The organism is Methylocaldum sp. 14B (genome assembly GCF_002005105.1).
In the GTDB taxonomy this organism is placed as follows: domain Bacteria; phylum Pseudomonadota; class Gammaproteobacteria; order Methylococcales; family Methylococcaceae; genus Methylocaldum.
The window spans coordinates 30,681-54,461 of record NZ_MSCV01000030.1 but is presented as its reverse complement, the minus strand read 5'-3'; the positions used below and the strand labels follow the sequence as shown (position 1 = coordinate 54,461).

The window sequence follows — 23,781 nt, the reverse complement described above, 5'->3', positions numbered from 1 at the left end:
GATGAGCTTAAAACGTCAATACCGCCAAGGCACGGTAATGATCGTGGACGACGTACCGGCCAATCTCGCCCTGCTTTCCGACGCCCTGGACGAAGCTGGCTATCGCGTACTGGTTGCGACCGACGGCGCTTCCGCCCTGGAGCAGCTTCGCTACGCCGAACCCGACGTCATATTGATGGACGCGGTCATGCCGGGCATGGACGGTTTCGAAACCTGCCGCCACCTAAAGGCGAATCCCGCGACCCGCTCCATTCCCATCATTTTCATGACCGGACTCGGCGAGCTGAACGATTTGCTCCGGGGTTTTCGCGAAGGCGCCGTGGATTATCTGGTCAAGCCGATCCGCCATGAGGAGGTTCTGGCCCGGGTCGAAGCACATCTGGCCCAGTCGCGGATGGTGTTCCGCGCGGAAGAAGCCCTGGAGCGCAGCGGATTCGCGACGATCAGCATCGATGCCGCCGGGCGGATCATCTGGCTGACATCCTCGGCCGTCCGCTGGCTGGCGGCGTTCTCGGGAATCAAGGTGTTCGATTTCGAGACCTCAGCCTGCTTTTTGCCCAAGACACTTCTGGATTGGGCTTTAGCCCGTATCGCTCCGGGCGGAACCACGGAACACGAGCTGTTCACGCTTCATCGCGACGGCAAGAAATTCACCGCGAAGCTCGCCCCATGCGAAAGCGGACGCGAATACCTGCTGCTATTGCAGGAATTTTCCGGCGACTGGAACTTGGAGTCCTTGCGGGACGAACTCGGACTTACCTTCCGCGAAGCGGAAATCCTCATGTGGATCGCCCGCGGCAAAACCAACCGCGAGGTCGGGACTATCCTCGGCAGCAGTCCCCGGACGGTCAACAAACATCTGGAGCACATTTTCGAAAAGCTCGGCGTCGGCACCCGCGCCGCCGCGGTCGCCGTCGTCATGCAGCGCATGAGGACGGGAGCCGAAGCGGCTTGACCGAGGCACCCGGTAGGTCGGGAATCCCTTGCCGACGCCATCTCCCGGCCGGGCGGTTTCGTCGGCAAAGGATTGCCGACCTACGACCGTACCGCCGTAGGTCGCGAATCCTTTCGCGACGCCGTGCTCCGACCGTGCGTCTGCATCGGCAAAGGATTGCCGACCTACGAAGGCTGTCGCCGATAAATTGAACTCGTTGGTCCATGGCACAGGTCTCTTTCCACGGCATCGGCGTTTCCTCCTCGCCAATACCTTAATGGATGTAAACCATGTGCCCGGTCTATTTTGTATCTGCGTACGTCCTGCGTAACAAACCGAGGTAACGAAAACAGCCAAACCACACCGTTCTATCGGGTTTCCGTGGTTCCGCTCCCGGCGAAGCCATGCGCCGACCCCGCCACCGGTATTTCGCGGATATCCGCATCCAGGCGGCGCGCCTCTTCGATCCGCGCCCTCGCCTCACGGGTGTCCAGGCGCACGCCGTACGCCACGTAGGCGAGGTCGGAAAGCGGCGCGCGGCTCCCCTGAAAGAAAGGCCATTGCTTGTTCTTGCGGTAGAAGGTTTCCACGAAACTGGTGATGGCCAAGAGCGAAGCATTCCCCTGCGGATCGGAAGCGATCCACGGACCGCCGGAATCGCCGCGCGTAGGCATGGGCTCGTCGACCGAATAAGCCCCTTGAGCATCCAATCGGTTGACCGCCAGCAGGGTGGAAAGAGAAGACACCGATGATTCCTTGGATTCGAACTGCGCCCGGAACTGCAGGTGAAGTATGGGATCCAGATCCTCGTATCGCTTCGGCACGAACTCATAGAAACTGCTCGTCAAATCGAAGACGCGCTTCTCGGCACAGCGGGGACCATCGATTTCCGTTTCCCGGTAACCATAACCGAAGCCACAGATCAGGGCCTTATCGGGAGTATTCCCGGTCGTGATCGGCAATGGCCGCAGCGCGTCCCCGACATCCGCGTCGAAAATCAGAATGGCGATATCCTCGGCGATGTTCTCCTGCACGACGCCGAAATTCGGATACACCGCCGCGCGCAGCCTGGCATTCGATACCGTTGCGGAAGGAGCGGCCTGCAAGCGGACCGCCGGCAATTTAAGCGGTCCCTCCAGACGTACGTCGCGCAGACAATGCGCAGCCGTGATCAAAGTCAGCGGGCGCGTGCCGAGTACCGCGGAACTGCAAGCACCGTTCCCACTTTTCCAGACCCGCCGGTACTCATCCCAGTGATGTAGTTCGATCGTCAGCGGCAGGGTCGATTCCCGGCCGATCGGCAACGGTTCGCCGTGGATGAGCGCAAAGACGCGCCCGGCCGACAGAACGGCCACAATAACCGCAAACGCCAGCACAACGATGTTCATGCAGACAGTCCTGTGATCTCTCCCTATTTCTCTGACAGCGCAATTCAGCACTGATTCTGCCCGGATCATCCGTTCGCATCCAATCCTCTTCCCGGGCCCGATCAGGCCGTCACATTTCAATGGTAGCGATACTGCACAGCGGGGGAAGTTTCAATGGGAAAACAAGCTTTCGAAAATGCGGTTGAGTTAAGGAAGCTCTGATTAAGTCCTTCGACAGGCGCAGGACGAACGGTAACGTATTGGTTCCGTTCGCGGTGAGCCCTTCGGCTTCGCTCAGGACAGGCCCTTCGACTCGGCTCAGGACAGGCTTGTCGAACGCTCTCCTGAGCCTGCCCTGAGCCTGTCGAAGGGGCATGAACGGATTCCACTTGTTCAGAGCTTCCTTAAAACATCAATCTCTCTATCACGAGTATGAGAGTGGACCGGCAGAGGGAATCAATTCGGATGCCTTGAGTTACGGAAGGTGTAATGCCGTATGGGATATAAAACCCGCCCGTGAACCTCAAACCAGTTCGACCTTCAGCCAGCCGGGTCGATGCTCGTCGAATGCCTGATAGGCTTCGATGACTGAAGTCAAAGGCTCGGTTTGGGTCAGGATCTCGGTCGGATCGATGACTCCGCTCCGAACCAGGTCGATCAGCATGGGGATGTACTGGCGATGATTGCAGTTCCCCATCTTCAGGGTGAGATTCTTGTTCATCGCCATGCCGATCGGGAAGAAACGGTCGGATGGCGGATAAACGCCGATGATCGACAATGTTCCGGCCTTGGCCAGAGCCTGAACGGCCCAGGTCAAAACCAGGGACGGGCTGTCGCCATGATGCCAGCGAATCCCGGCCTGCTGGGCTTCCGGCGCGATTTCGTTCAGTTCCTGGTCGAACTGGGCCTTTTGCTCATCGGCCTTTTGCGCGGCCGGCCCATGATGGGGACGCTCGGCATCCACGCCCACCGCATCGATGGCGCGGTCCACGCCAATCCCGCCGGTCAGATCGCGGATCGTCTGCACCGGATCTTCGAGATCGAAATTGATGACCTCCGCACCCTGATTGCGTGCCATCTCGAGACGAGAGGGTTCGTTGTCCACGGCCAGGACCCGGCCGGCGCCCTGAAGCTTGGCGCAAGTGATTGAGAATTGCCCGACCGGTCCGCACCCGAAGACGGCTACGGTATCGCCGGGCTTGATCTCCGCCAGTTCCGCGCCGAAGTACGCCGTCGGCAGAATGTCCGAGATGAGTATGGCCTCATCGTCGGTGATGTCGTCCGGCAGCTTGACCAGCCCGACATTGGCGAACGGGATGCGCGCTTTTTCCGCCTGCAATCCGTTCAGGCCGCCGGCGATCGCCGGACCGCCGAAAAAGGTCGTGCCGCCCAGAAGACCGTTGGGATTGGCGTTGTCGCACTGGGCGTAGTAGCCCGCTCGGCAATAGGAGCAATAGCCGCAGGCAACGGTCGACGGCACCACCACCCGATCGCCTTCCCTGAGATTCCGAACGTTCGATCCCAGAGATTCGACGACGCCGACGGCCTCGTGTCCCAGTACGGTGCCGGGTTTGAGCCCGCCCAAGGTGCCGCGCACCATGTGCAGATCGGTTCCGCAAATCGCGCTGGCGGTGATTCGCAAAATAGCGTCTGTAGGATCTTCGATATGCGGCTCGGGGATATCTTCCAGACGAATATCGCCGATTCCGTGAAAAACGACTCCCTTCATTTTTGCCTCCGGTCTTCACCTGGTGGTTTCGGGGCGCCGCGCCAAATCCCAGCGCCCGATCGGGACTCTTCCCCTGGCCTAAAAGCCTGTTTTCCCCGCGAAATACCCGCCCGTTGATTTTTGGTTTGATGCTCGTGCTTCGCCGCAGTTCCCGCCGACTTGCGCCGCCGAGACATTCGCACAGATCGGGCGGCAAATGAATCGAAACCTCCCTAACGCTTGGAAGTCGGCGCCCCGGCCGGTTTCGCGCAGGGGCCGGCGTGATCGAGCTGAACCTGGGCGCGGCGGCGTGCGCAATCGTTGCTGTAGGTTTCGCCGTCGCATCCGCAGACGGGATTGTGCTCGGTCGTGCAGATTTCGGGCGGAACCTCGCAGGTTCCCGATATGCTGGTCGAACCGCATGCATTGGGAGTTCCGATCTCGCAGTATTGGCCGGGCGGACACCGTGCCCCTGTCGTTCCGCCGCAGGCTTGGCCGGTTACCGGCGCCGGGGATTCCATCAGGTAGAATTCGCTCGCGATAAGGGACTTGCTCGTACCGGCCGGGCCGGTCACGGCCTGATGAGTGCCGGCCACCAGTATGCTCCCCTGCTTGAGAGCCTGATATCCGGCATTGACCTTCTCCGGATCGGCGGCGGATGCGAGCAGGTCGACCTCGGCAATCAGAGCCTTGGTCAGCGTATTCAGCCGCTCTTCCTCGATGTGCTCGCAGGGCTCGGTCGGACAAGGGCCATCGACATCCCTCACCCGGTACAGAGCGCCCGCGGGAGATGCCCGTGCCTGGGCCCGCCATGTTTCGTGCACGACCAGAACGCTGTCTTCTCTGTTGGAATCGGTCGCACGCCTCTCGAGAATTCCGCGCACCAGCCCGCGCCCCAAAACGAACTCCTTCTTGAAGTCCTCGTTTTGTTGCGGCACGCCTCCCGTCTCGGAAAAGTCTATCGCGCCGACATAGCATTCCCGGCGCCAAATCCCGTCGGCGCAGCGCGTTCGCGGTTTGTTGACTTCCTTAACGAAAACCTTGTCGCACGTTGGTGCAACGCACTGTCTTGGATCTTGGCGAGCAACCTTGAAGTAGCGGCCTTCGTCTCCATAGATCGGACTGCTTTCCCAGAGACCTATGATCGTCAGCCATAGAGCCAGCTCTTTGATCATTCCTGATCCTCCTTCCGTTCGATTCGATGTCCGCGATACCGATCGTATCAAGGCATCGAGGAAATATCACGAATCCGGAAGAAAGCCGCACGAAGGCACGATAAACCGGGACAAAAGAAAAGGTGTCGCCATTCTCGGCGACACCCGGTCCAGAGAGGGAGGGGAGAGAATCGGAGACGCTGAATGGTGCGGTCCGATGAGTGGATGTTGATTGGTGGCATCCTGCCGATCACTCACCGGCCGCCGAAATATAAATTGCAATTCATATGCCATGCGCAACGCCAGTTGTTGCAGCACTTGCCGAAACGCGCGTGGATAAAGGGCGTGAGATGCCGCAGGGAGATGATGGAATTGCCATAGCCTACATTTTCGCCGCGATTAGGGGCGGAAACGCTATCGGAATGGCCGTGCTGCGTCGCTAGCGCACGACGGGCGCTATGCCCCGCCCGAACGTTTGGCCGAACCGCCGCAGCATTTCTTGTATTTTTTACCGCTGCCGCAGGGGCACGGCGCATTGCGAAGGATTTCGCCCTTGTGGGCGATTTTGCCGTGATAATTGATGGTGCCGTCCAGATAGACCCATCGTCCCGCCACCCGGTGAAACCGGCTGACTTCATGGATCAGATAGGTGTCGTCTCCCAACTCGAACTGGGCTTTGAATTCCACGACGCCTCTATCGTCGTTTTCGCCGCCACCTATGGTTCCGACGATCTCTAGACGGGACCAGGTGCGGGTGTCGCCTTCGAAGTCCAAAGATGCCGGCCGCTTGCCGGGGTCCCAGCTCTCCCTGAGATAATCGGCATCGCGCAGTTGGAAAGCGGTAAACCGCGAGCGCATCAAGGCTTCAGCGGTGGGCGCAGCGGATTGTCCCGCCAGATAAGGGCCGCAACATTGATCGAAAGGCTTTTCGGAGCCGCAGGGGCAAGTCATAGGAGTATTCACAGGATTCTGCAGAGTGCGGGTTGATCGGCTGAAGGTCGACGAGCGGTGCGCCGAAGTTCGTTTCGGCTCGAATTGTCGAGGGCCGATTCTAACACGGGGACGTCATTACGGCCTGTTCCCTCACGAACGCGATAACACGAGCCCGGACAGCTTCGTCGGCAGAGGATTGTCGACCTGTAACTTGAATGATGGAAAGGCGATTCTAAAGCGGCTGAATCCAAATCGCTTTCAATCAGGCATTCATTTTCGTAGGGTGGGTTAGGCGCACATCAGCACTGACCGACCGCCGATCTGCGCGCCAGGGCAAGCGCGAAACCGGCCGCATTCTTACGCCGCGATTAAACGACCTCGGTCTCCAAAGCGCGCAAGTTTTCTTCCACCCCGGCGGCATGAGTCAGCTCGGCCACGTTGTCCTTGGTGAAGAACCCCTGGAAGTCGCCGAAGCGTTGCACGTATTCCACGATCAGGGAGGAATATTCCGAGGCGCTGGAGAAGATTTGCTTGAGCCCTTCCTCCCTGGAGCCGATGACGTCGAGCAGGAATTCCTTGCCGCAGTCCCGCAGCGTGCCCACCACGTAATCGATGTTGGCCTTCCCTTCGGTTTCGCCGTCCCGGACCGCAACCGCAAGATGATGGAGCCTCGGCCCGTAGTTGCGGACGAAGGCTTCGGTGGGCGACGGCAGCTTGAGCAGGTGGTTGACGAAATAGGGATGATTCGCGGCCGTGAACACCTTGGCGGGACATTCCAGCTCGTTCGAGTAATGCACGCTCTTGGTGACGTTGGTCGAGGAATTCTGGGAAACGATGTCGTAAGAGCCCCAGTAGTAATAACTGGTCAAGGTCAGCCATTCGAGGATGGCGGCTTCCCGGTTCTGGCTATAGATGCGGGTGGCAAGATGGTCGATGGGCAGGAGCAGCGCTTCCAGCCCCAGTTTGACCTGAGCTTCCTTCGCCTCCAGGTAGGCCCTTTGAACGTCGTCGCGAATGGTGCTCCGACTCGGGGCATAAACACGGGTGTCCGCTTCCGACCGCTCCCAATAGCCGACGATGTTGTGGGTATAGGGCGACGGCTTGACGATGGCCATGTCGTCGGGCATTTCCAGCTTCTGGATCTGATCCCGATTGAAGAAGCGGACATCCCTAGACTTCTGCAATGCCACCACTTCGTTCACATCGGTCACCCGAAACACTTCGCCCATGTAGCGCGAATTCGGCTTGTGCGCGCCGATCGGGTATAGCTCGTTGAGGCTTCGGAAAATGCCTCGCGTCTCGGGGTCCTTGACTTCGCGGATCAGAACGTCGGGAGCGTTCAGGTCGATGCGGAGCACATGGGTGTAATGGCGTTCCGATTCGATCGTCGCGAGATAATGATAAGGCGTCATCAGGCACAGCTCGCCCACATAGGGAACCGAGTGCCCAGGCTCGACCGCGATCATCATGGCATCCACCTGATGGATCAGCTCGGTAAGCCCGATCCTATCGCGCTGCTCCAGCAGTTTGACCAGGAACTCCTCGAAAAACGGCGAGTTCGCCTTGTCTCCATGACGGGGAAAATCGAGCGAAGACATCACGGTCGCTACTCCCTATTCATTGACTACCCGTACTGTCGAGGTAGTCTGTTGCTGTCGCATATAGAAATAGAAATACTGATTCGACACCGCCACATGAATGGCGCCCAAGTCGGTTTGGACCTGATCCAAGTACTCGTGCAGAACGGCAGGCGCCAAGCCTTCCCAGCGCAGGCCCGTGAGCCGCCGCCAAGTCCGGCGAGTCACTTTCATGACCTCCTTGTGGTTCGGCAGCATGGCCAGACACTCCTCGATTTCCGAGAGGCAGTGACGGACGGTCCGCGGAAAATGGGGATCGAGCAGCAGATAATTCAGCACGGCGTGGCCGCGCACATGCACGTCCACGTGACGGCGGTACATCTGGTAAGCGCTCAAGGCCTTGAGCACGCTCATCCACAACCGCTCCTGCAAAGGCTCCAACGCGCCGCCTTGCCGCGGGAGCAGCACGGCCGCGTTGATATCCGCGATGCGCGTGGTCATGTCGGCGCGCTCGATGTTTCTCCCCAGCCTGATGAATTCATAAACCAGGTCGTGGCTCATGCAACTGATCAGCAAGCCGGCCAGCGATTGGTTGCGCTCGATGATGTGATTGAGGACTTCGTAACGCTGCGCCCGATTTTGCGCCGCGCTGGACGCGAATCCTTGGACATAGAGATAAAGCCCGTTTACCCGCTCCCAAAATTCCTTGGGAAGGATTTCCCGGAATGTGCGGCTGTTCTCGCGGGCGCGGCGGATGCTGGATACGATGGCGCTCGGGTTGCGCTCGTCCTGGATCAGGAAGCGCAGGATATTGGATTCGTTCGCCTCTCGGTAATGCTCTTCGAAGAGTTCGTCCAGGCCGACCAACTTGAGCAGGATATCCCAGCCGAACGAGGCGCCTTTGGGGAGATCCAGCAGCACATCGGTCGTGGTGTTGATCAAGCGTGCGGTATTCTCGGCCCGCTCCAGATAACGGGCCATCCAATACAAGTTCTCGGCTACGCGGGATAGCATGCGTCCTCCGTGTCGACGATCCAGGTATCTTTGCTGCCCCCGCCCTGCGATGAATTCACGACCAGGGACCCCGCTTTCAGCGCCACTCGCGTCAGTCCGCCGGTGGTGGCGTAGAGCCGGCTGGATTGCAGTATGAAAGGCCGAAGATCCAGGTGGCGGGGAGCGAGGCAATCGCCGACCAGGGTCGGCGCGGTGGAGATACTCAGCGTCGGCTGCGCCATGTAATTGCGCGGATTGGCCCGGATCAGCTCGGCGAACGCCGCACGTTCCTCGGGGCTGGCCCTAGGGCCTATGATCATGCCGTAGCCGCCCGATTCGTTGGCCGGCTTGACCACCAGTTTGTCCAGGTTGGCCAGCACATAAGCCCGCTCTTTTTCGTCCATGCACAAATAGCTCGGCACGTTGGGAATGATCGGGTCCTGATCGAGGTAATAGCGGATGATTTTAGGCAGGTAGGTGTATACGACCTTGTCGTCCGCCACCCCCGAGCCGGGCGCATTGGCAATGCCGACCTTGCCGTTGCGCCAGGCGCGCATGAGACCCGGAACGCCGAGCGCCGAGTCCGGACGGAAGGCCTCCGGATCCAGAAAATCGTCGTCGATGCGGCGGTAGATCACATCGACCCGCCTGGGGCCGGAAACGGTCTTCATGTAGACCCTGTCATCCGCATCCACCATCAGATCCGAGCCTTCCACCAGGAAGGCGCCCATCTGCTGCGCCAGATAGCTGTGTTCGAAATAAGCCGAGTTGAAAATTCCCGGAGTCAGCACGGCCACCACCGGCCTCTCGCCATCCCTCGGAGAAAGAGCCGCCAGCGCATCGTAGAGCTGAACCGGGTAGTCATCGACCGGCAAGATATCGCAACCCTGAAAAAATTCGGGAAACAGGCGCTTCGTCAATTGTCGGTTTTCCAGCATATAAGACACGCCCGACGGCACCCGGAGATTGTCCTCCAGCACGTAGACCGTGCCGTCCTTGTCGCGCACCAAATCGGTGCCCGAAATATGGGCCCACACGCCGAAACGGGGCGTAATGCCTACACACTGCTGCCGGAAATTGCGCGAACCGGCGATCACTTCGAGCGGAAAGACGCCGTCCTTGACGATGCGCTGCTCGTTATAGAGATCGTTGATGAACAGATTCAGGGCCGTGAGGCGCTGCTTCAGCCCTTCCTCGATGCGCATCCACTCGGTTTTCGCCATGACCCGGGGAATGATGTCGAAAGGCCAGGCGCGGTCGATGTTCCCGGCCTCGCTGTACACGGTGAAAGTGATGCCCATGGTCATGATGGCCGCATCCACCGACTGCCGGCGAGCCTCCAGTTCGCCCGGCTGAAGCGTGTTCAGATAATGAAACAGGGCGCGTGCGGCGCACCGCGGTTGGCCGCCCGGTTCCAGGAGTTCGTCGTAGGCTTCGCTGACGCGGTAGTCGTGGGAAATGTTCATGATCGAACAAAAATATTGACGTTTCCGACGAAGCATCGTCCGTGCCAATAGTGAGTCGAGCCTTACAGCGCGGCGCCGGGCAGACAGCGGTCCAACCGTTTTGTCGATATTCCGACAAAACCGATCAGGTGCAGGAATGCGCGTGTTCCGCGCCGTCGTGGTGCGAACCGTAAGACCTCGAGACGCACGGCCGCTCGAGTACTAAATGATTTCATCCTGAAACGTCTGACGATAGAATCGATCGAATATCCATAACCCGAGTCCATCCTGACATCGCCATGACCTATTGCCTTTCGATCAACGTGGAACGCGGCCTGGTGTTCTGCTCCGATTCCCGCACCAATGCCGGAATGGACAGCATCGGCACCTATTCGAAAATGCACACCTTCGTGTGGCCGGGAGAGCGGGTTTTTGTCTTGCTCTCCGCCGGCAATCTCGCCACCACCCAGGCGGTGGTGAAAAAGATGTATCGCGATGTCGAGCAGGCCTGGGTACCCAATCTGATGACGGCGACCAACATGTGCGAAGCCGCGGATTACGTCGGCATGATCAGCACCCAGCTACAGCGCCAGCAGGCTAGCCGCGATACCGCCAACACCAGCTTCGAGGCCACCTTCATCTTCGGCGGTCAGCTGGGCCATAGCCCGCCCGAGACCTTCATGATTTACCCGCAGGGCAATTACATTCACGAATCGGGGGAACATCCCTTCCTGCAAATCGGCGAAACCAAGTACGGCAAGCCCATCCTGGACCGCATCATCAAGCGGGACATCGGCCTGGAGCGGGCCGCCCGATGCGCCCTGGTCTCCATGAACTCCACCATACGCAGCAACGTGACCGTCGGCCCGCCGGTGGAATTGTTGATCTACGAGCGAGACAGCCTGACCGAAGGCCGCCGGCTGTTCCTCACCGAGGATGATCCTTTCGCCCGGCAGCTTTCCGAGAAATGGAACGAGGGGTTGATTCTCGCTCTGGAAAATCTGCCGAATTTCCCCTGGGAAAACGCCGAATCGCAAACTGCCGACTTTAAGCTCGCCCTGCTCAAGCAGCAACTCGATCTATAGAAACGAACAGGCTTTTCGCTGAACGATGCCGATTGGCGCGTACCCGGTTCCAGCGGTTCGGCATCTGTCGCTTCCCGTTTTGTCTCACTCAGATATAGGGTGGATTAGACGCGCACTGCTACGAACCATGCCGTCGCTGCCGGACTCTCCGCGCGCCTAACTCACTGATTCCGCGGCCTTGCCCGGTGGACGACGGCGCGTGGAAACACCAAAGGACACCTCGAAAAACCGTCGCGAGCGCCCCGAGTGCTAGGCGCCCGGAGCACAGGAACCGGAGTGTACATGGAGTACATGAGGATTCCGCGCACCGCGCAACGCAGCAATCGAGTCGCGCAGTAGATTTTTCGAGGTGTCCCAAAGGAACTTTTCGGTTCCCTTGCGATGCGCGCCCAACCCGCCCTACGCCGGAAACACGAATCGGAACATTATTTTTGGCTATATCCTATCCGGGTAGGCTTTTCGTACCGCGGTGAACAAGGAGTGAAAACCGATGGCACTGGAAAAAATACTGCATCAGACCGTAACCGGACTATTGGACCGGCATATCCGGGAAGGCTCTCTCCATCTTCACGTTACAGGCGGTCCGAGCCGCCGCTTCGGAACCGGGCAGCCGGAAGCGCACTGGAATGTTCTAGACCCTTCGGCCCTGCTCCGCCTCTTGTGGGATCCGGAACTTCAATTGGGCGAAACCTATCTCGAAGGCGGTTGGAACGTGGGATCCTCCGACGCGTTGCCGGCGTTCATGGAGGTCATGATGCGGAATTTCTCCGAACCCGGACCCGCACCCTATCTGCATGTCCGCCGATGGTTGCACCCGCTTGTTCGAACGGGTAACGCCATCGCCCGCAGTTACCGGAATGTGAGCCATCATTACAATCTCGACGAATGGCTGTTCCGACGGTTTCTGGATGAACGCCTGTTTTATTCCTGCGCTTATTTCGAAACGCCCGAGCAGACGCTCGAAGAGGCGCAACTCGCCAAATGCCGGCTCATCGCCCGAAAGCTGCGTCTACAGCCCGGAATGCAGGTCCTCGATATCGGCAGCGGCTGGGGAGGCTTAGCCGTTTACCTCGCGCAAGAAGCCGGCGTCGAAGTAACCGGCGTAACGCTCTCCAGGGAGCAGCTCCGAGTGGCGCAAGCCGATGCCGAACGACTCGGACTTCAAGATCAGGTTCGCTTCCATCTTCGAGATTACCGGAAGCACACCGGAGAATATGACCGGATCGTCAGCGTCGGAATGTTCGAACATGTCGGAGCCCGCCACTATCCGGCATTCTTCCGGCAAATGGCGAAACTGCTGAAACCCGACGGCATAGCACTGCTCCATACCATCGGCGCCACCAACAAGGATGGCCCCGCCAACCCATGGATAAAGCGCCACATTTTTCCGGGCAGTTATATCCCTTTGCTTTCCGACGTGTCGCCGGCAATGCAGCGCTCGGGCCTGATTCTGACCGATCTGGAGGTGTTGCGGCTGCATTATGCATATACCCTTCGCGAATGGTTTCGGCGTTTCCAGAACCATAGAGCCGAAGTGGTCGAGCGGATGGGAGAACGCTTCGCCCGCATGTGGGAATTTTATCTGGCGGTATGCGAAGGCTCGTTCCGCTGGCGCGACATGGTGGTTTTTCAACTTCAGCTGGCGAAGCGGCATGGAGCCGTACCGATCACCCGGAACTACCTCGTGACGGATCATTGAGAAAGGCGCGTCCCTGATCGGCCGATCCCGGCCGCGCCGGCGGCCGGGCGGGTCTGCGCCCCCTGTCTTCTGCAAACGTGGCTTGGCAGCACGAATCTTGCCGATTATCCTTATCGGCCTCGGGGGCTGACTTATCAACTCAAGAATTCTCATATGAGCGAATCATGCGATGTGCTGGTCATCGGGGGAGGACCGGCCGGGTCGTCGATTGCGGCGTTGCTGGCGGAAAAGAATTGGCGCGTCGTTCTGGCCGAAAAGGATCGACATCCGAGGTTTCACATCGGCGAATCCCTGCTGCCTTTGAGTCTTCCTTACCTGGAACGGCTGGGCGTGCTGAATGAGGTCGAGAAGATCGGTCTTCGCAAGTACGCCGCCGAATTCGATTCCATCTACCACGGCAAGTGCTCCGACTTTCAGTTCGGCGAGGCTCTGGACAAAACTCATCCCTATGCCTTCGAGGTCAAGCGGGCGGAGTTCGATCATATCCTCTTGAAAAACGCCGCCGCCAAGGGCGCGGACGTTCGCGAGGGCTGCCGCGTGACTTCGGTGGAATTCCACGAAGGCCGCGTGGATAAAGTCAGGGCGACCGGTGAAAACGGCGCGGAGCATGTCTGGCAACCGCGCTTCCTGGTCGATGCATCGGGCCGCGACACCTTTTTGGCCGACAGGCTCGGCACCAAGGAGCGCAACAAGAAACACAGCAGCGCGGCTGTTTTCGGCCATTTCGAAGGAGCCGAGCGCAGAAGCGGCCGGGACGAAGGCAATATCAGCATTTACTGGTTCGATCACGGCTGGTTTTGGATGATCCCGCTCAAGGGGGACCTGATGAGCGTTGGCGCCGTCTGCTGGCCTTATTATCTGAAAGGCCGCCAGACACCGGTCGAACAATTCCTGTTCGACACCATCGCCTTATGCCCGCCGGTGCAAGCTCGCCTGAAAAACGCCCGGCTGGTGTCGCCCGTAACCGCGACCGGCAATTATTCGTACGCTTCCAAACGGATGAGGGGCAAGAATTACTTGTTGATCGGCGATGCTTTCGCCTTTATCGATCCGGTATTTTCCAGCGGCGTCCATCTCGCGCTGTACGGCGCGATGTCCGGCGCGGAGACCGTGGACGGCATCCTGCGCGAGCCGAAAACCGCGGAAAAACGCCTCAATCAGTACGAAAAATCGGTGCGCCGCGGGCTGAAGACGTTTTCCTGGTTCATCTACCGCATCACCACACCCGCCATGCGGGACTTGATCATCCATCCTCACAACCGGTTCCGTATCAAGGAAGGCGTCATTTCGCTGCTTGCCGGCGACCTGTTCCGGAACACCCCGATCGCGCCCAAACTCTTGATGTTCAAGGTTATTTATTATTTGAAAAGCCTGTTCGACCCGATCAATAACTACGCGGCCCATAAGCGCAGACGCCAAAACATCGCATCCTGAAGCTCGTCTCATATACGCCCGACATGAATTTGCCAGCACGAATGGGCTCTTTCGATCCGAGCCTAGGCGTTACGCAACAGCGTTCCGCCAGGCTTGATCCGCCCGTTTATCTCACCCTGTTTCCTGCCGAAGCCCTGAGCGGTCTGACGAACACGAAGCCAGCCTCCGTGCTCGGAATCATCGGCTTCGATGGCTTTTCCGAATCCGGTACAGACACGCCGTACCCGGTCCTGACGCTGCCCATGAGCAGCTTGGACGAACAAAAGCTTTGCGAAGTCTGGCTCAGCCCACAGCCGGCACGCTACGGAGAACATCAGGGGATACGCTACGCCTGCAACGGCGATATTCTGTTCGGCTGCTTTTATTTGCCCGACCAGGAGCAGGATTCGGTGGAAGCCCGGACTTACCGGACGTACTGCCGGATACTGGATCTGATCCGCGTCTCCGGCTATACCCATCTCATCCGCATGTGGAACTATCTTCCGCGGATCAACGGCGAATACCTTGGGCTCGAAAACTATCAGCGCTTTTGCCTGGGGCGGCACCAAGCCTTCGCCGAAGCCGATTACGTGTTCGACCGGGATTTGCCCGCCGCCAGCGCAATCGGGACCGGGGCAGAAGGGCTGCGGATCTATTTCATCGCCTCCCGCGTCCCGGGACGCCAGATCGAGAATCCGCGCCAGGTGAGCGCCTATCGATATCCGTTACAATACGGACCGCGCAGCCCGTCGTTTTCGCGCGCGACGCTGACGGAGTTCGGCGGTGAACGCCAGCTTTATCTGTCGGGAACCGCGAGCATCGTAGGGCACGAAACCCTGCATCACGAGGATGCGGCCGGGCAATTGCGGGAAACGCTGAGCAACATTCAGGCCGTACTAAACGAGCTGGGCCAGTCCCGAATCAAGCTCGAAGAATTGGGGCCAGACAGCATGTTGAAAGTTTATATACGCCATCACGAACATTTCGGCATCGCGAAGCGACTGCTCGCGGAAACCCTGAATCCTTCATGCCCGGTTATCTTTCTACAAGGCGATATTTGCCGCAGAGACCTTTTGCTGGAAATCGAAGGCATTATTCGATTGCCCCGTCCGTAATCCGGTCCAAGGCGATCGGCCTTAATGATCTAACTGTCGAATATCAATAGCTTATGACCACGCAACTGACCCCGATGGAACTGGAACTGGCACGGATGATCGTCGAATCGTTGAATCTCGAAGCCATTCCCGAGCACATCGAGCCGGAAAAACCTCTGTACCGGGACGGGTTGGGACTCGATTCCATAGACCTGCTCGAACTCTCCCTGGTTATCTCCAAAAAATACGGACTTCAGATCAAATCGGACGATCCGGACGTCACTAATATTTTCTCTTCGCTCCGGGCGCTGGCCAGCACCATCGAAAAGCGGCGTTCGAAATAAGGTATGGGGATCAAACCGGCTTTAACCGTGTGCCTGGCGGCGCTCTTTCCGGTTTTTTCCTTTGCCGCCGTCCGTTCGGACATCTCGCCGGTCTGGCTTGGATTCGTCGACTTTCTTCTCTTCACGGCCATCTTGATCGCAATGCGCTTATCGGGCGAAGGCCGGTCGAGCATGATAGGCCGCCTTTGGCCTTTCGCGGTGGGCATCGGCCTCTGCGCGCCGCTCTTTTATCTGAGGCCGGACGCGATGATCTATTTTTCGCCCGTCGGCATCGGCCTGATACTCGCAAGCCTATTCCTGACGACGCTGACTCCGGGGCGGGAACCGCTGATTACACGCTTTGCCCGGCTGGAGCGGCGGGGTGTGCTGCCCGACGATTTGCGGATTTACACTCGCAATCTCACCTGGGCCTGGGCGATCTTTTTCTGCCTGTTGGTTCTGGAATCGGTGTTGCTGGCCTTGTTCGCTCCGGTGGAAACCTTTCTCCTATTCACCAACACCGTGAATTATTTCTTCGTCGGCGCGTTTTTCATCACCGAGTACATCTACCGGCGCATCCGCTACCGGCATCACAGCCATCCGTCCATCCTCCACTTGATCGCGACCATCGCCCGCTCGGGCGTAATCTCGGCGCCCAAGAACTGACCGGAATTCCGCCGGGCGAACTCGAACGACAACCAGACCGATGGAGGCACACTTTACCGTTTCATCAGACCACCCTGCCCTGCCCGGTCATTTTCCGGGCAATCCGGTGGTGCCCGGCGTAGTGATTTTGGACGAGATCGCCTGTCTCTGGCTGGCGGGCCATCCAGGCTTTCGCCTCGCCGGCATTCCTGCCGCGAAATTTCTCTCGGTGCTCCGTCCGGGCGAACCGTGCCGGGTGCAATTCGATGATGCGGGAGAAAAATCGGTGAAATTCGACTGCTTCTCGGGCGACCGGCGCATCGCGCAAGGGCGTCTACTGTTCACCTCAGTCGCACCATGAGCCGCAGCTGGATTAATCAAAAAGAGCGCAGCACCGGCTTCTGGCTGCGAACGATCGTCTGGATCGCCCTGCGGCTCGGGCGGCCGATCGCCCGCGCCCTGCTCTACCCCATCACGGCGTATTTTCTGATTTTCGCCGACCGCGCGCGGCAAGCTTCCGCTGCCTATCTGACACGCATCTTCGGTAGACCACCGTCGGGCCGGGAGTTGTTCCGCCACTATCACACTTTCGCCGAAGCTCTGCTCGACAGGGTGTTCGTGTTCGCCGAGCGGGACGAATTCTTTCAAATCCGGATGCACGGATTCGATCTGCTGGAGCGGCTGATAGCGGACAAACAGGGATTCCTCCTGGTCGGCGCCCATGTCGGCAGCTTCGAAATCCTCCGCGGCCTCGGGCTGAGGCACAGGGGGCTTTCCGTCAAGGCGCTGGTTTACGGCGAAAATTCCCCCAAGATCAATGCCATTTTCAGGACGCTGAACCCGGATCTGTTCAAGGACATCATCCCCGTAGGCACGGCGAGCGCCCTTCTGGGGCTGGATGAGCACATCGCTAACGGCGGCGTGGTCGCCTTGCTCGGAGACCGCAGCGTACACGGGGAGAAGCGCGTCCTGTGCCGGTTTCTCGGCGAGGACGCCTGGTTCCCGGCGGCGCCAGTGCTGCTGGCGAACTTGTTCAAGGCTCCGGTGATTCTGTTCTTTTGTCTCCACAAAGGCGGCGCCGATTACGACGTACACTTTGAGCTGCTGGCCGAGCGCATCGAGTGTTCCCGGAAAAACCGCGACGAAAAAATCCGGGCGTTCATGCAGCACTACGCCGACCGGCTGGAACATTACTGCCGCCAGGCGCCTTACAATTGGTTCAATTTTTATGATTTTTGGGATAAGAGCGACAGCACGGACGAGCAGCGTATGTCCGATGCCTTAAGTCCCGAAATGACCCGGAATTTTGAACCTCGTCGAGCATCCGCCAATCGTGGCTCTCCGGCTTCATAATTCGATCCAGCCCCGCTCAGACGGTCGAACCGAAGATCTTGCACTAGAGCGTCTTCATCTCGCTCGTACGGCAAAACAGGCTTGGCGGAACTCGTTGGCGCCTTCGGCTCGGGTGAACCGATTCAAGCATTCGTCGGCAATCCCTTGCCGGCGAAGACGCTCGGCCGGGCCGTGGCGTCGCGAAAGGACTCCCGATCTACGGGGATGCACGATCGTAGGTCGGCAATCCCTTGCCGACGAAGACGCTCGGCCGGAGCATGGCGTCGGGAAGGGCGGCTTCGGCGCTCCAATCGCAAACGGTCGTCCCAGGAGCGCTGGGATGACCGTTTGCGATTGGAAGGGTCGCGACTAAAGCGACCGTTTGCAATTGGGAAGGGATCCCCGACCTACTCGCCAGTGCTCGTACAGTAGGTTTAAAAATGCACTAGCTGCGCAGCGCTCGCCGGTGAAATGACGGACAGCACGGCGACGCCGCGTCACTCGAACCGCCAAGCCGATGCCATATCAAATCTTCGAGCGCCTGAGGAATCTCTTCCGCGGATGATGTGCCGGCACAAAACCCTCCAGTAGAATTTTTCTCTGTCAAGATAACAATTCACGTTGCGCGAAATTTCCTACTATTTTTATAGTTCTTTAACGGAAAGCGCCGATTCGGTTTTTGTCGAGCAGACGCGAGAAGCCGGGAGCGGACAGCTTGGAAAGCCGCGGGCCGGTCGCTACGTCAAACGTGATAGCACGCCATGTTTCTCTACGGTAAGGTCGGGAATATGATTGGCGCAGCCCGTGGTAACGCTTGGTGCTGCGTTATGGGTTGGGACAACGACTGTTCGACGGCGATAGCAGAGAGAACGCTGGCGCCGACGGCACAATGAACGACTATAAAGAATAACAATGAACGATAATAATTTGGCTCTGCCGCGTGCCGCCGAAGGCTATGCTTTTCCGCAGCCGGACAACCGAAATAGGCCAGGCTTGATCCGATCAGCGATATGAACGCCGAGCCAGACGCTTCGCAGCCGTTAACTCGCATTCCAATCGACGATCCGGACTTCCGGGTCTTATTCGAATCTGCGCCGGGCCTTTATCTTGTGCTGACTCCGGACCTCCGTATCGCAGCCGTCAGCGACTCCTATGCGCGTGCCACGATGACGCAACGGAAGGAGATTATCGGTCGCGATATTTTCGAGGTCTTCCCGGACAACCCCGAGGACCCTGACGCCACTGGCGTACGCAACTTGAGAGCCTCCCTGCAGCGTGTGCTGCGGAACCGTACGGCGGATGTCATGGCGGTGCAGAAATACGATATCCGTATACCAGAGGAGGAAGGCGGCGGGTTTGCCGTGCGCTACTGGAGCCCATTCAACTCCCCCGTGCTGAGCGCGGACGGCTCGGTCGCCTACATCATCCACCGAGTGGAGGACGTCACCGAACTCGTCCGGCTCAAACAGCAGGGAATCGAGCAGAGCCGGCTCACCGAGTCGCTGCGTGAACAAGTTTTGCGGATGGAAGCGGAGATTTATGCCCGGGCCAAGGACACGGCCGAGGCGGCACAGCGCGAAAGCGAGGCGCGAGCCCAGCTGATTTTCGATACCTCGCCTTTGGCCATGCTCGTCGTCGATAGCGGCGGACAAATCGTCCAAGCGAACGGGCGTGCCGCCGAGCTCTTCCGCTGCCCGTCCGAAAAGCTGATCGGACGTCCGATGGACGTCCTTATACCCGAACGTTTTCATGTTCGTCATCAGATGCTCGCTTCGGAGTATTTCCGCCATCCGGAGCCGCGCGCCATGGGCAAGGGCCGCGATCTGCACGCTGTCCGGGCCGACGGGGAAGAGTTTCCCTGCGAGGTGAGCTTGGGGCCGGTGGCCATTGGCGGGGAGCTCCATGTGATCGTCAGTGTCGTCGATATCACCCTGCGCAAGCGGGCCGAGGAAGAAATCCGCCTCCTCAATGCCGATCTGGAGAGGCGGGTCGAGGAGCGTACGGCCGAACTCCAGGCCGCCAACCAGGAGTTGGAGAGTTTCGCCTACGCCGTCTCTCACGACCTCCGCGCGCCTCTTAGGGCTATGAGCGGATTCAGCCAGGCCTTGATGGAGGATTACGGCGAGCGCCTGGAAGGCGAAGCCCGCGTCTATCTGGATCAAATCATGCTCGCCAGTCGTCGCATGGGCGAACTGATCGACGGCCTGCTCCAGCTTTCGCGCTGCACCCGCGGTGAGTTGGGGCGTGACCCGGTGGATCTTTCCGCGCTTGCGGAACGCATCCTCGCCGAGTTGACTCGGGTGGAACCGGCCCGCCGGGTGGAATGGTGCGTAGAACCGGGCCTTTTCGCTCGGGGCGATGTTCGAATGATCGAAGTGGTTCTGAGAAATCTCATCGGCAACGCCTGGAAATACACCGCCGGCACCGATACGCCGATGATCCGGGTGTATGCCGAGCAAGCCTCTGAAGGCGAGTATCGGCGATTTTATGTGGCAGACAATGGCGCCGGTTTTGACATGGCCCACGCCGGCAAACTGTTTCAGCCGTTCCAGCGGCTGCACCGGCAAGAGGAATTTCCGGGTCTGGGCATAGGCCTGGCCACGGTCCAGCGCATCGTTCATCGTCACGGTGGCACGATTGACGCCGTTTCTGCTCCGGGCCAGGGCGCTACCTTCCGTTTTTCGCTACCGGCCGTGGGCCGCGGAGACGAGGAAATTCGATGAAAGCCAAGACGATTCTGCTGGTGGAGGACAACGCTCAGGACGAGATGCTGACCCTGCGCGCGCTGCGCAGGGTCAATCTGGCCAATCAGGTGGACGTGGTACGCGATGGCCAGCAGGCGCTGGATTATGTGTTCCGGGAGGGCGAATTCGCGACACGCGAAGGTCCCGACTTGCCCACGGTGGTTTTGCTGGATCTCAACCTGCCCAGAATCGGAGGTCTGGAAGTGCTGGAACGGCTGCGTGCCGATCCGCGTAGCCGTCTGGTGCCGGTGGTCATCCTCACGTCCTCCGACGAGGAGAGAGACCGCTTGGGCAGCTACGAACACGGTGCCAATAGTTTCGTCCGCAAGCCCCTGGATTTCACCGAATTCGCAGAAACGGTGGCGCGCCTCGGGGTTTACTGGCTAGCCACGAACGAACCGCCATGGGGTTGACTAGACCGTGACCGCGCCGCTAAACCTTCTGGTCATCGAAGATAGCGAGACCGACTTCCTCTTGATTCAGCGCCAGCTGCGGCTTCACGGGTTGACCGCCCGCTGTCGGCGAGTTGTTAGCTGCGGAGAACTGAACCAGGCCCTGGAGGAAGAGAGCTGGGATGCCGTGTTATCCGACTACAGCGTACCCGGCCTGGATTTCGAAGCGAGTCTCAGGCTCATACAGGAAAGGCTCCCCGATTTGCCGGTAATCCTGATCTCGGGCAGTATCGGCGAAGAGAGAGCGGTCGAACTCCTGAAACAGGGCGTTTGGGACTTCGTCCTCAAGGACCGTCCGGGCCGTCTCGGGCCGGCCATAGAGCGCAGCTTGCGCGAGATGGAAGAGCGGCGTGTGCGGCATGCCGCCGAAAAGGCCCTGCGCGAGAGCGAACTGCGTTTTCGCCGGATGGCGGAAACGATAGGCGAAGTGTTCTGGCTGAGCGCGCCGGATTTCCAGTCCGTTCTTTACGTGAGCCCCGCATTCGAACAGGTCTGGGGACGACCCTGCGCCGAACTGTATGCGAATCCCAAGCTTTGGATGGAGGCCGTTCATGCCGAGGATTCCCGGCAAGTCTTGCGTGCCTTGGAAGAGCTGGCACACGGCCGCCACTTCGACATTCAGTACCGCATCAACCGTCCCGACGGCACGGTGCGCTGGATCAACGACCGCAGCTACGCGCTGTGCGACGATGCCGGCAAGGTCATCCTGACCTCGGGCGTGGCCTCGGACATCACGGAGCAACGCCAGGCGGAGGAGCGGCTGCGTCAGGCGGCTACCGTATTCACCAGCACTCAAGAGGGAGTGATCATTACCGACCTCGATGGCAACATCCTCACGGTCAACCCGGCTTTTACCATGATCACCGAATATACCGAGGCGGAGGTTTCGGGCAAGAACCCGCGCCTTCTGCAATCGGGCCACCATAGCCGCTCGTTCTACCAAGCCATGTGGCACGCCATCCGCACCACCGGCTCCTGGCAGGGGGAACTCTGGAATCGGCGCAAGGGCGGCGAAATCTATCCGGAGTGGCTCAACATCAGCACGGTACGCAACGAGCAAGGCGAGGCGGTCAATTACGTGGGAGTGTTTACCGACATCACCCACCTCAAGCGTTCGGAAACCCAACTGGAATACCTAGCTCATTACGACCCGCTGACCGGCTTGCCCAATCGGCTTTTGCTCCTCTCCCGCCTGAACCATGCCCTGGAGCGCGCCAGGCGTGATAGGAGTCGCGGCGCCGTACTGTTTCTCGACCTTGACCGGTTCAAGAACGTCAACGACAGCTTGGGGCACGCCACCGGCGACGAACTGTTGCAACTCGCCTCGCAGCGCATGCGCGAATGCCTGCGCGAGACCGATACCGTGGCCCGCTTGGGCGGCGACGAATTCGTCGTGGTGCTGGAAGAACTGTCCGATCCCGAGAACGCCGCGAGCGTGGCTCATCACCTGATCGACCGGCTCAGCGCACCCTTCGTGCTGTCCGGCGGACAGGAGGTTTACATCGGCGCCAGTCTCGGTATCGGCATTTTCCCCGACGACGGCGATGATGCCGATCGGCTCATCCAATACGCGGATGCGGCGCTCTACCAGGCAAAAGACAGCGGTCGAGGGACATATCACTTCTATACCGAGTCGTTGACCACGTCCGCCAACGAGCGGCTCGCTCTGGAAACCCGGCTGCGCCACGCGCTGGACCGGGATGAATTCGTCTTGCACTATCAGCCGCTGGTGACGCTGACGGATGGCCGGATCTTCGGCGTGGAGGCCCTGTTGCGCTGGCAGATTCCCGACCAGGGTCTGCTTTCCCCCGATCGTTTCATTCCCTTGGCGGAAGAAACCGGCCTCATCGTGCCGCTGGGCGAATGGGTACTGCGCACGGCCTGCAGGTGCATGAAAGCCTGGCTGGATGCCGGTCTGCCGCTGGAAATGCTGGCGGTCAATCTCTCGCCGCGCCAGTTCCAGCAGGGCGATCTTCACGAACGCATCCGTGCCATCCTGGCCGAAACCGGCCTGCCGTCCCATCACCTCGAACTGGAAATCACCGAAACCGCCCTCATGGAGGATGGCCCGGAGAACGAGGCCAAACTGGCTGCCCTCAAGGAGCTCGGCGTCCGGATTGCGATCGACGACTTCGGTACAGGCTACTCGTCGCTGGCCTATCTGAAGCGCTTCCCCATCGACAAGCTCAAAATCGACCAAAGCTTCATGCGGGACATTCCTCAAGATACGTCCAACATGGAAATCGCCGCCGCCATCATCGCCATGGCGCGGAACCTGAAACTGGAGGTGCTGGCCGAGGGAGTGGAAGCGGAAGCCCAGCTAGCTTTCCTGAAGCGCCACGGCTGCGACGTCGCCCAGGGCTATTTATTCGGCCGCCCGATGACAGCCGATACGATGCAAGCCATTTTGGAAGCGGCCATGGCGAACCGATGAATGGCATTCACTCGCTTATGGGTGCGCTGGAACTGCTCAAAAACTTGGCTAGAGCCGGTTTCTCGGTTTGGTGTAGCGCCCGCTGTTGTAGGTCGGGAATCCTTCCCAATCGCAAACGGTCGCTTTAGTCGCGACCCTTCCCGACAGCAACTGTCCGGCCAGCGGGTTTGTCGGCAACGGATTGCCGACCTACGATTCTTTCGGCTTCCATTTTAGGGGGTGGAGCGGTCTCCCATGCTATGTCGCTATATTGTGGTGAAAAATGCTCTAAAGCCGGTTTCCCGGCGAGGAAGTGTGGTTTCCAGCGGCGCCGAATACCGGAAAAATTACGGAAACGCTAAAGAAGTTGGTGCAGTTCGTGCCCTTCGTCTGGACGCATGAGGGGAGTCGATGAGCTCACCACGAGCCGAATCAACACCTTACCGTTTGTCCCGATCCTGAAGAAGGAC

19 protein-coding genes are annotated in these 23,781 nt (G+C 59.3%); 12 read left to right on the top strand and 7 right to left on the bottom strand.

Annotated features, from left to right (window positions below):
- The first annotated feature begins 1 nt into the window (after window position 1).
- On the top strand, window positions 2-955 hold the full coding sequence (locus tag B2A78_RS19305; RefSeq protein WP_077731663.1) for a response regulator transcription factor: 954 nt from the start codon (window positions 2-4) through the stop codon (window positions 953-955).
- 347 nt (window positions 956-1,302) lie between these two features.
- Here B2A78_RS19305 and B2A78_RS19300 read toward each other — a convergent pair whose 3' ends face one another.
- The 7 genes from B2A78_RS19300 to B2A78_RS19265 all read right to left on the bottom strand — a co-directional run bounded on the left by B2A78_RS19300 (window position 1,303) and on the right by B2A78_RS19265 (window position 10,132).
- Window positions 1,303-2,322: a trypsin-like serine protease gene (locus B2A78_RS19300; RefSeq protein WP_166642696.1), complete on the bottom strand. Its 1,020-nt coding sequence runs from the start codon at window positions 2,320-2,322 to the stop codon at window positions 1,303-1,305.
- A gap of 502 nt (window positions 2,323-2,824) precedes the next feature.
- A complete protein-coding gene (locus tag B2A78_RS19290; RefSeq protein ID WP_077731660.1) occupies window positions 2,825-4,030 on the bottom strand; it encodes a zinc-dependent alcohol dehydrogenase in 1,206 nt (401 codons plus the stop codon).
- Between the two features lie 212 nt (window positions 4,031-4,242).
- Window positions 4,243-5,184: a DUF6748 domain-containing protein gene (locus B2A78_RS26405; RefSeq protein ID WP_077731659.1), complete on the bottom strand. Its 942-nt coding sequence runs from the start codon at window positions 5,182-5,184 to the stop codon at window positions 4,243-4,245.
- 435 nt (window positions 5,185-5,619) lie between these two features.
- Window positions 5,620-6,114 (bottom strand): YchJ family protein, encoded by a 495-nt coding sequence (locus tag B2A78_RS19280; RefSeq protein WP_077731657.1) that lies wholly within the window; start codon window positions 6,112-6,114, stop codon window positions 5,620-5,622.
- A gap of 350 nt (window positions 6,115-6,464) precedes the next feature.
- Complete coding sequence (locus B2A78_RS19275; protein WP_077731656.1) at window positions 6,465-7,694, bottom strand: hypothetical protein; 1,230 nt, start codon at window positions 7,692-7,694, stop codon at window positions 6,465-6,467.
- 15 nt (window positions 7,695-7,709) lie between these two features.
- A complete protein-coding gene (locus B2A78_RS19270; protein WP_077731655.1) occupies window positions 7,710-8,687 on the bottom strand; it encodes an alpha-E domain-containing protein in 978 nt (325 codons plus the stop codon).
- Window positions 8,672-10,132: a circularly permuted type 2 ATP-grasp protein gene (locus tag B2A78_RS19265; protein ID WP_077731654.1), complete on the bottom strand. Its 1,461-nt coding sequence runs from the start codon at window positions 10,130-10,132 to the stop codon at window positions 8,672-8,674. The genes B2A78_RS19270 and B2A78_RS19265 overlap by 16 nt, the downstream gene beginning before the upstream one ends.
- A gap of 278 nt (window positions 10,133-10,410) precedes the next feature.
- On the opposite strand from B2A78_RS19265, the gene B2A78_RS19260 reads away from it, so the two are divergent.
- The 11 genes from B2A78_RS19260 to B2A78_RS19210 all read left to right on the top strand — a co-directional run bounded on the left by B2A78_RS19260 (window position 10,411) and on the right by B2A78_RS19210 (window position 23,332).
- Window positions 10,411-11,196, top strand: coding sequence for a peptidase (locus B2A78_RS19260; RefSeq protein WP_077731653.1), 786 nt, complete (start codon window positions 10,411-10,413; stop codon window positions 11,194-11,196).
- A 490-nt stretch (window positions 11,197-11,686) separates the two neighbouring features.
- Entirely contained in the window at window positions 11,687-12,895 is a 1,209-nt protein-coding gene (locus B2A78_RS19255) for a cyclopropane-fatty-acyl-phospholipid synthase family protein (RefSeq protein ID WP_077731652.1), read from the top strand.
- Window positions 12,896-13,048: 153 nt separating this feature from the next.
- Window positions 13,049-14,329 carry an NAD(P)/FAD-dependent oxidoreductase gene (locus B2A78_RS19250; RefSeq protein WP_077731651.1) on the top strand — a complete coding sequence of 427 codons (1,281 nt, stop codon included), beginning with the start codon at window positions 13,049-13,051 and terminating at the stop codon, window positions 14,327-14,329.
- A 41-nt stretch (window positions 14,330-14,370) separates the two neighbouring features.
- A complete protein-coding gene (locus B2A78_RS19245) occupies window positions 14,371-15,423 on the top strand; it encodes a hypothetical protein (protein ID WP_077731650.1) in 1,053 nt (350 codons plus the stop codon).
- 53 nt (window positions 15,424-15,476) lie between these two features.
- Window positions 15,477-15,746: a phosphopantetheine-binding protein gene (locus tag B2A78_RS19240; protein WP_240502592.1), complete on the top strand. Its 270-nt coding sequence runs from the start codon at window positions 15,477-15,479 to the stop codon at window positions 15,744-15,746.
- Between the two features lie 3 nt (window positions 15,747-15,749).
- Window positions 15,750-16,391 (top strand): hypothetical protein, encoded by a 642-nt coding sequence (locus tag B2A78_RS19235; protein WP_077731649.1) that lies wholly within the window; start codon window positions 15,750-15,752, stop codon window positions 16,389-16,391.
- 40 nt (window positions 16,392-16,431) lie between these two features.
- A complete protein-coding gene (locus tag B2A78_RS19230) occupies window positions 16,432-16,731 on the top strand; it encodes a beta-hydroxyacyl-ACP dehydratase (RefSeq protein WP_077731648.1) in 300 nt (99 codons plus the stop codon).
- On the top strand, window positions 16,728-17,723 hold the full coding sequence (locus tag B2A78_RS19225) for a hypothetical protein (RefSeq protein WP_077731647.1): 996 nt from the start codon (window positions 16,728-16,730) through the stop codon (window positions 17,721-17,723). Before B2A78_RS19230 ends, B2A78_RS19225 begins: the two co-directional genes overlap by 4 nt.
- A gap of 989 nt (window positions 17,724-18,712) precedes the next feature.
- On the top strand, window positions 18,713-20,425 hold the full coding sequence (locus tag B2A78_RS19220; protein WP_077731646.1) for a PAS domain S-box protein: 1,713 nt from the start codon (window positions 18,713-18,715) through the stop codon (window positions 20,423-20,425).
- Entirely contained in the window at window positions 20,422-20,859 is a 438-nt protein-coding gene (locus B2A78_RS19215) for a response regulator (protein WP_077731645.1), read from the top strand. The genes B2A78_RS19220 and B2A78_RS19215 overlap by 4 nt, the downstream gene beginning before the upstream one ends.
- Window positions 20,860-20,866: 7 nt before the next feature.
- Window positions 20,867-23,332, top strand: coding sequence for an EAL domain-containing protein (locus tag B2A78_RS19210; RefSeq protein ID WP_077731644.1), 2,466 nt, complete (start codon window positions 20,867-20,869; stop codon window positions 23,330-23,332).
- Window positions 23,333-23,781 lie beyond the last annotated feature (449 nt).

Bases quoted from the DNA above. Each gene is read 5' to 3' on its own strand.
- B2A78_RS19255 (WP_077731652.1), top strand. From the start codon at position 11,687: ATGGCACTGGAAAAAATACTGCATCAGACCGTAACCGGACTATTGGAC.
- B2A78_RS19215 (WP_077731645.1), top strand. From the start codon at position 20,422: ATGAAAGCCAAGACGATTCTGCTGGTGGAGGACAACGCTCAGGACGAG.
- B2A78_RS19265 (WP_077731654.1), bottom strand. From the start codon at position 10,132: ATGAACATTTCCCACGACTACCGCGTCAGCGAAGCCTACGACGAACTC.
- B2A78_RS19305 (WP_077731663.1), top strand. From the start codon at position 2: ATGAGCTTAAAACGTCAATACCGCCAAGGCACGGTAATGATCGTGGAC.
- B2A78_RS19300 (WP_166642696.1), bottom strand. From the start codon at position 2,322: ATGAACATCGTTGTGCTGGCGTTTGCGGTTATTGTGGCCGTTCTGTCG.
- B2A78_RS19270 (WP_077731655.1), bottom strand. From the start codon at position 8,687: ATGCTATCCCGCGTAGCCGAGAACTTGTATTGGATGGCCCGTTATCTG.
- B2A78_RS19260 (WP_077731653.1), top strand. From the start codon at position 10,411: ATGACCTATTGCCTTTCGATCAACGTGGAACGCGGCCTGGTGTTCTGC.
- B2A78_RS19235 (WP_077731649.1), top strand. From the start codon at position 15,750: ATGGGGATCAAACCGGCTTTAACCGTGTGCCTGGCGGCGCTCTTTCCG.
- B2A78_RS26405 (WP_077731659.1), bottom strand. From the start codon at position 5,184: ATGATCAAAGAGCTGGCTCTATGGCTGACGATCATAGGTCTCTGGGAA.
- B2A78_RS19230 (WP_077731648.1), top strand. From the start codon at position 16,432: ATGGAGGCACACTTTACCGTTTCATCAGACCACCCTGCCCTGCCCGGT.
- B2A78_RS19280 (WP_077731657.1), bottom strand. From the start codon at position 6,114: ATGACTTGCCCCTGCGGCTCCGAAAAGCCTTTCGATCAATGTTGCGGC.
- B2A78_RS19275 (WP_077731656.1), bottom strand. From the start codon at position 7,694: ATGTCTTCGCTCGATTTTCCCCGTCATGGAGACAAGGCGAACTCGCCG.
- B2A78_RS19240 (WP_240502592.1), top strand. From the start codon at position 15,477: ATGACCACGCAACTGACCCCGATGGAACTGGAACTGGCACGGATGATC.
- B2A78_RS19245 (WP_077731650.1), top strand. From the start codon at position 14,371: ATGGGCTCTTTCGATCCGAGCCTAGGCGTTACGCAACAGCGTTCCGCC.
- B2A78_RS19250 (WP_077731651.1), top strand. From the start codon at position 13,049: ATGAGCGAATCATGCGATGTGCTGGTCATCGGGGGAGGACCGGCCGGG.
- B2A78_RS19220 (WP_077731646.1), top strand. From the start codon at position 18,713: ATGAACGCCGAGCCAGACGCTTCGCAGCCGTTAACTCGCATTCCAATC.
- B2A78_RS19290 (WP_077731660.1), bottom strand. From the start codon at position 4,030: ATGAAGGGAGTCGTTTTTCACGGAATCGGCGATATTCGTCTGGAAGAT.
- B2A78_RS19225 (WP_077731647.1), top strand. From the start codon at position 16,728: ATGAGCCGCAGCTGGATTAATCAAAAAGAGCGCAGCACCGGCTTCTGG.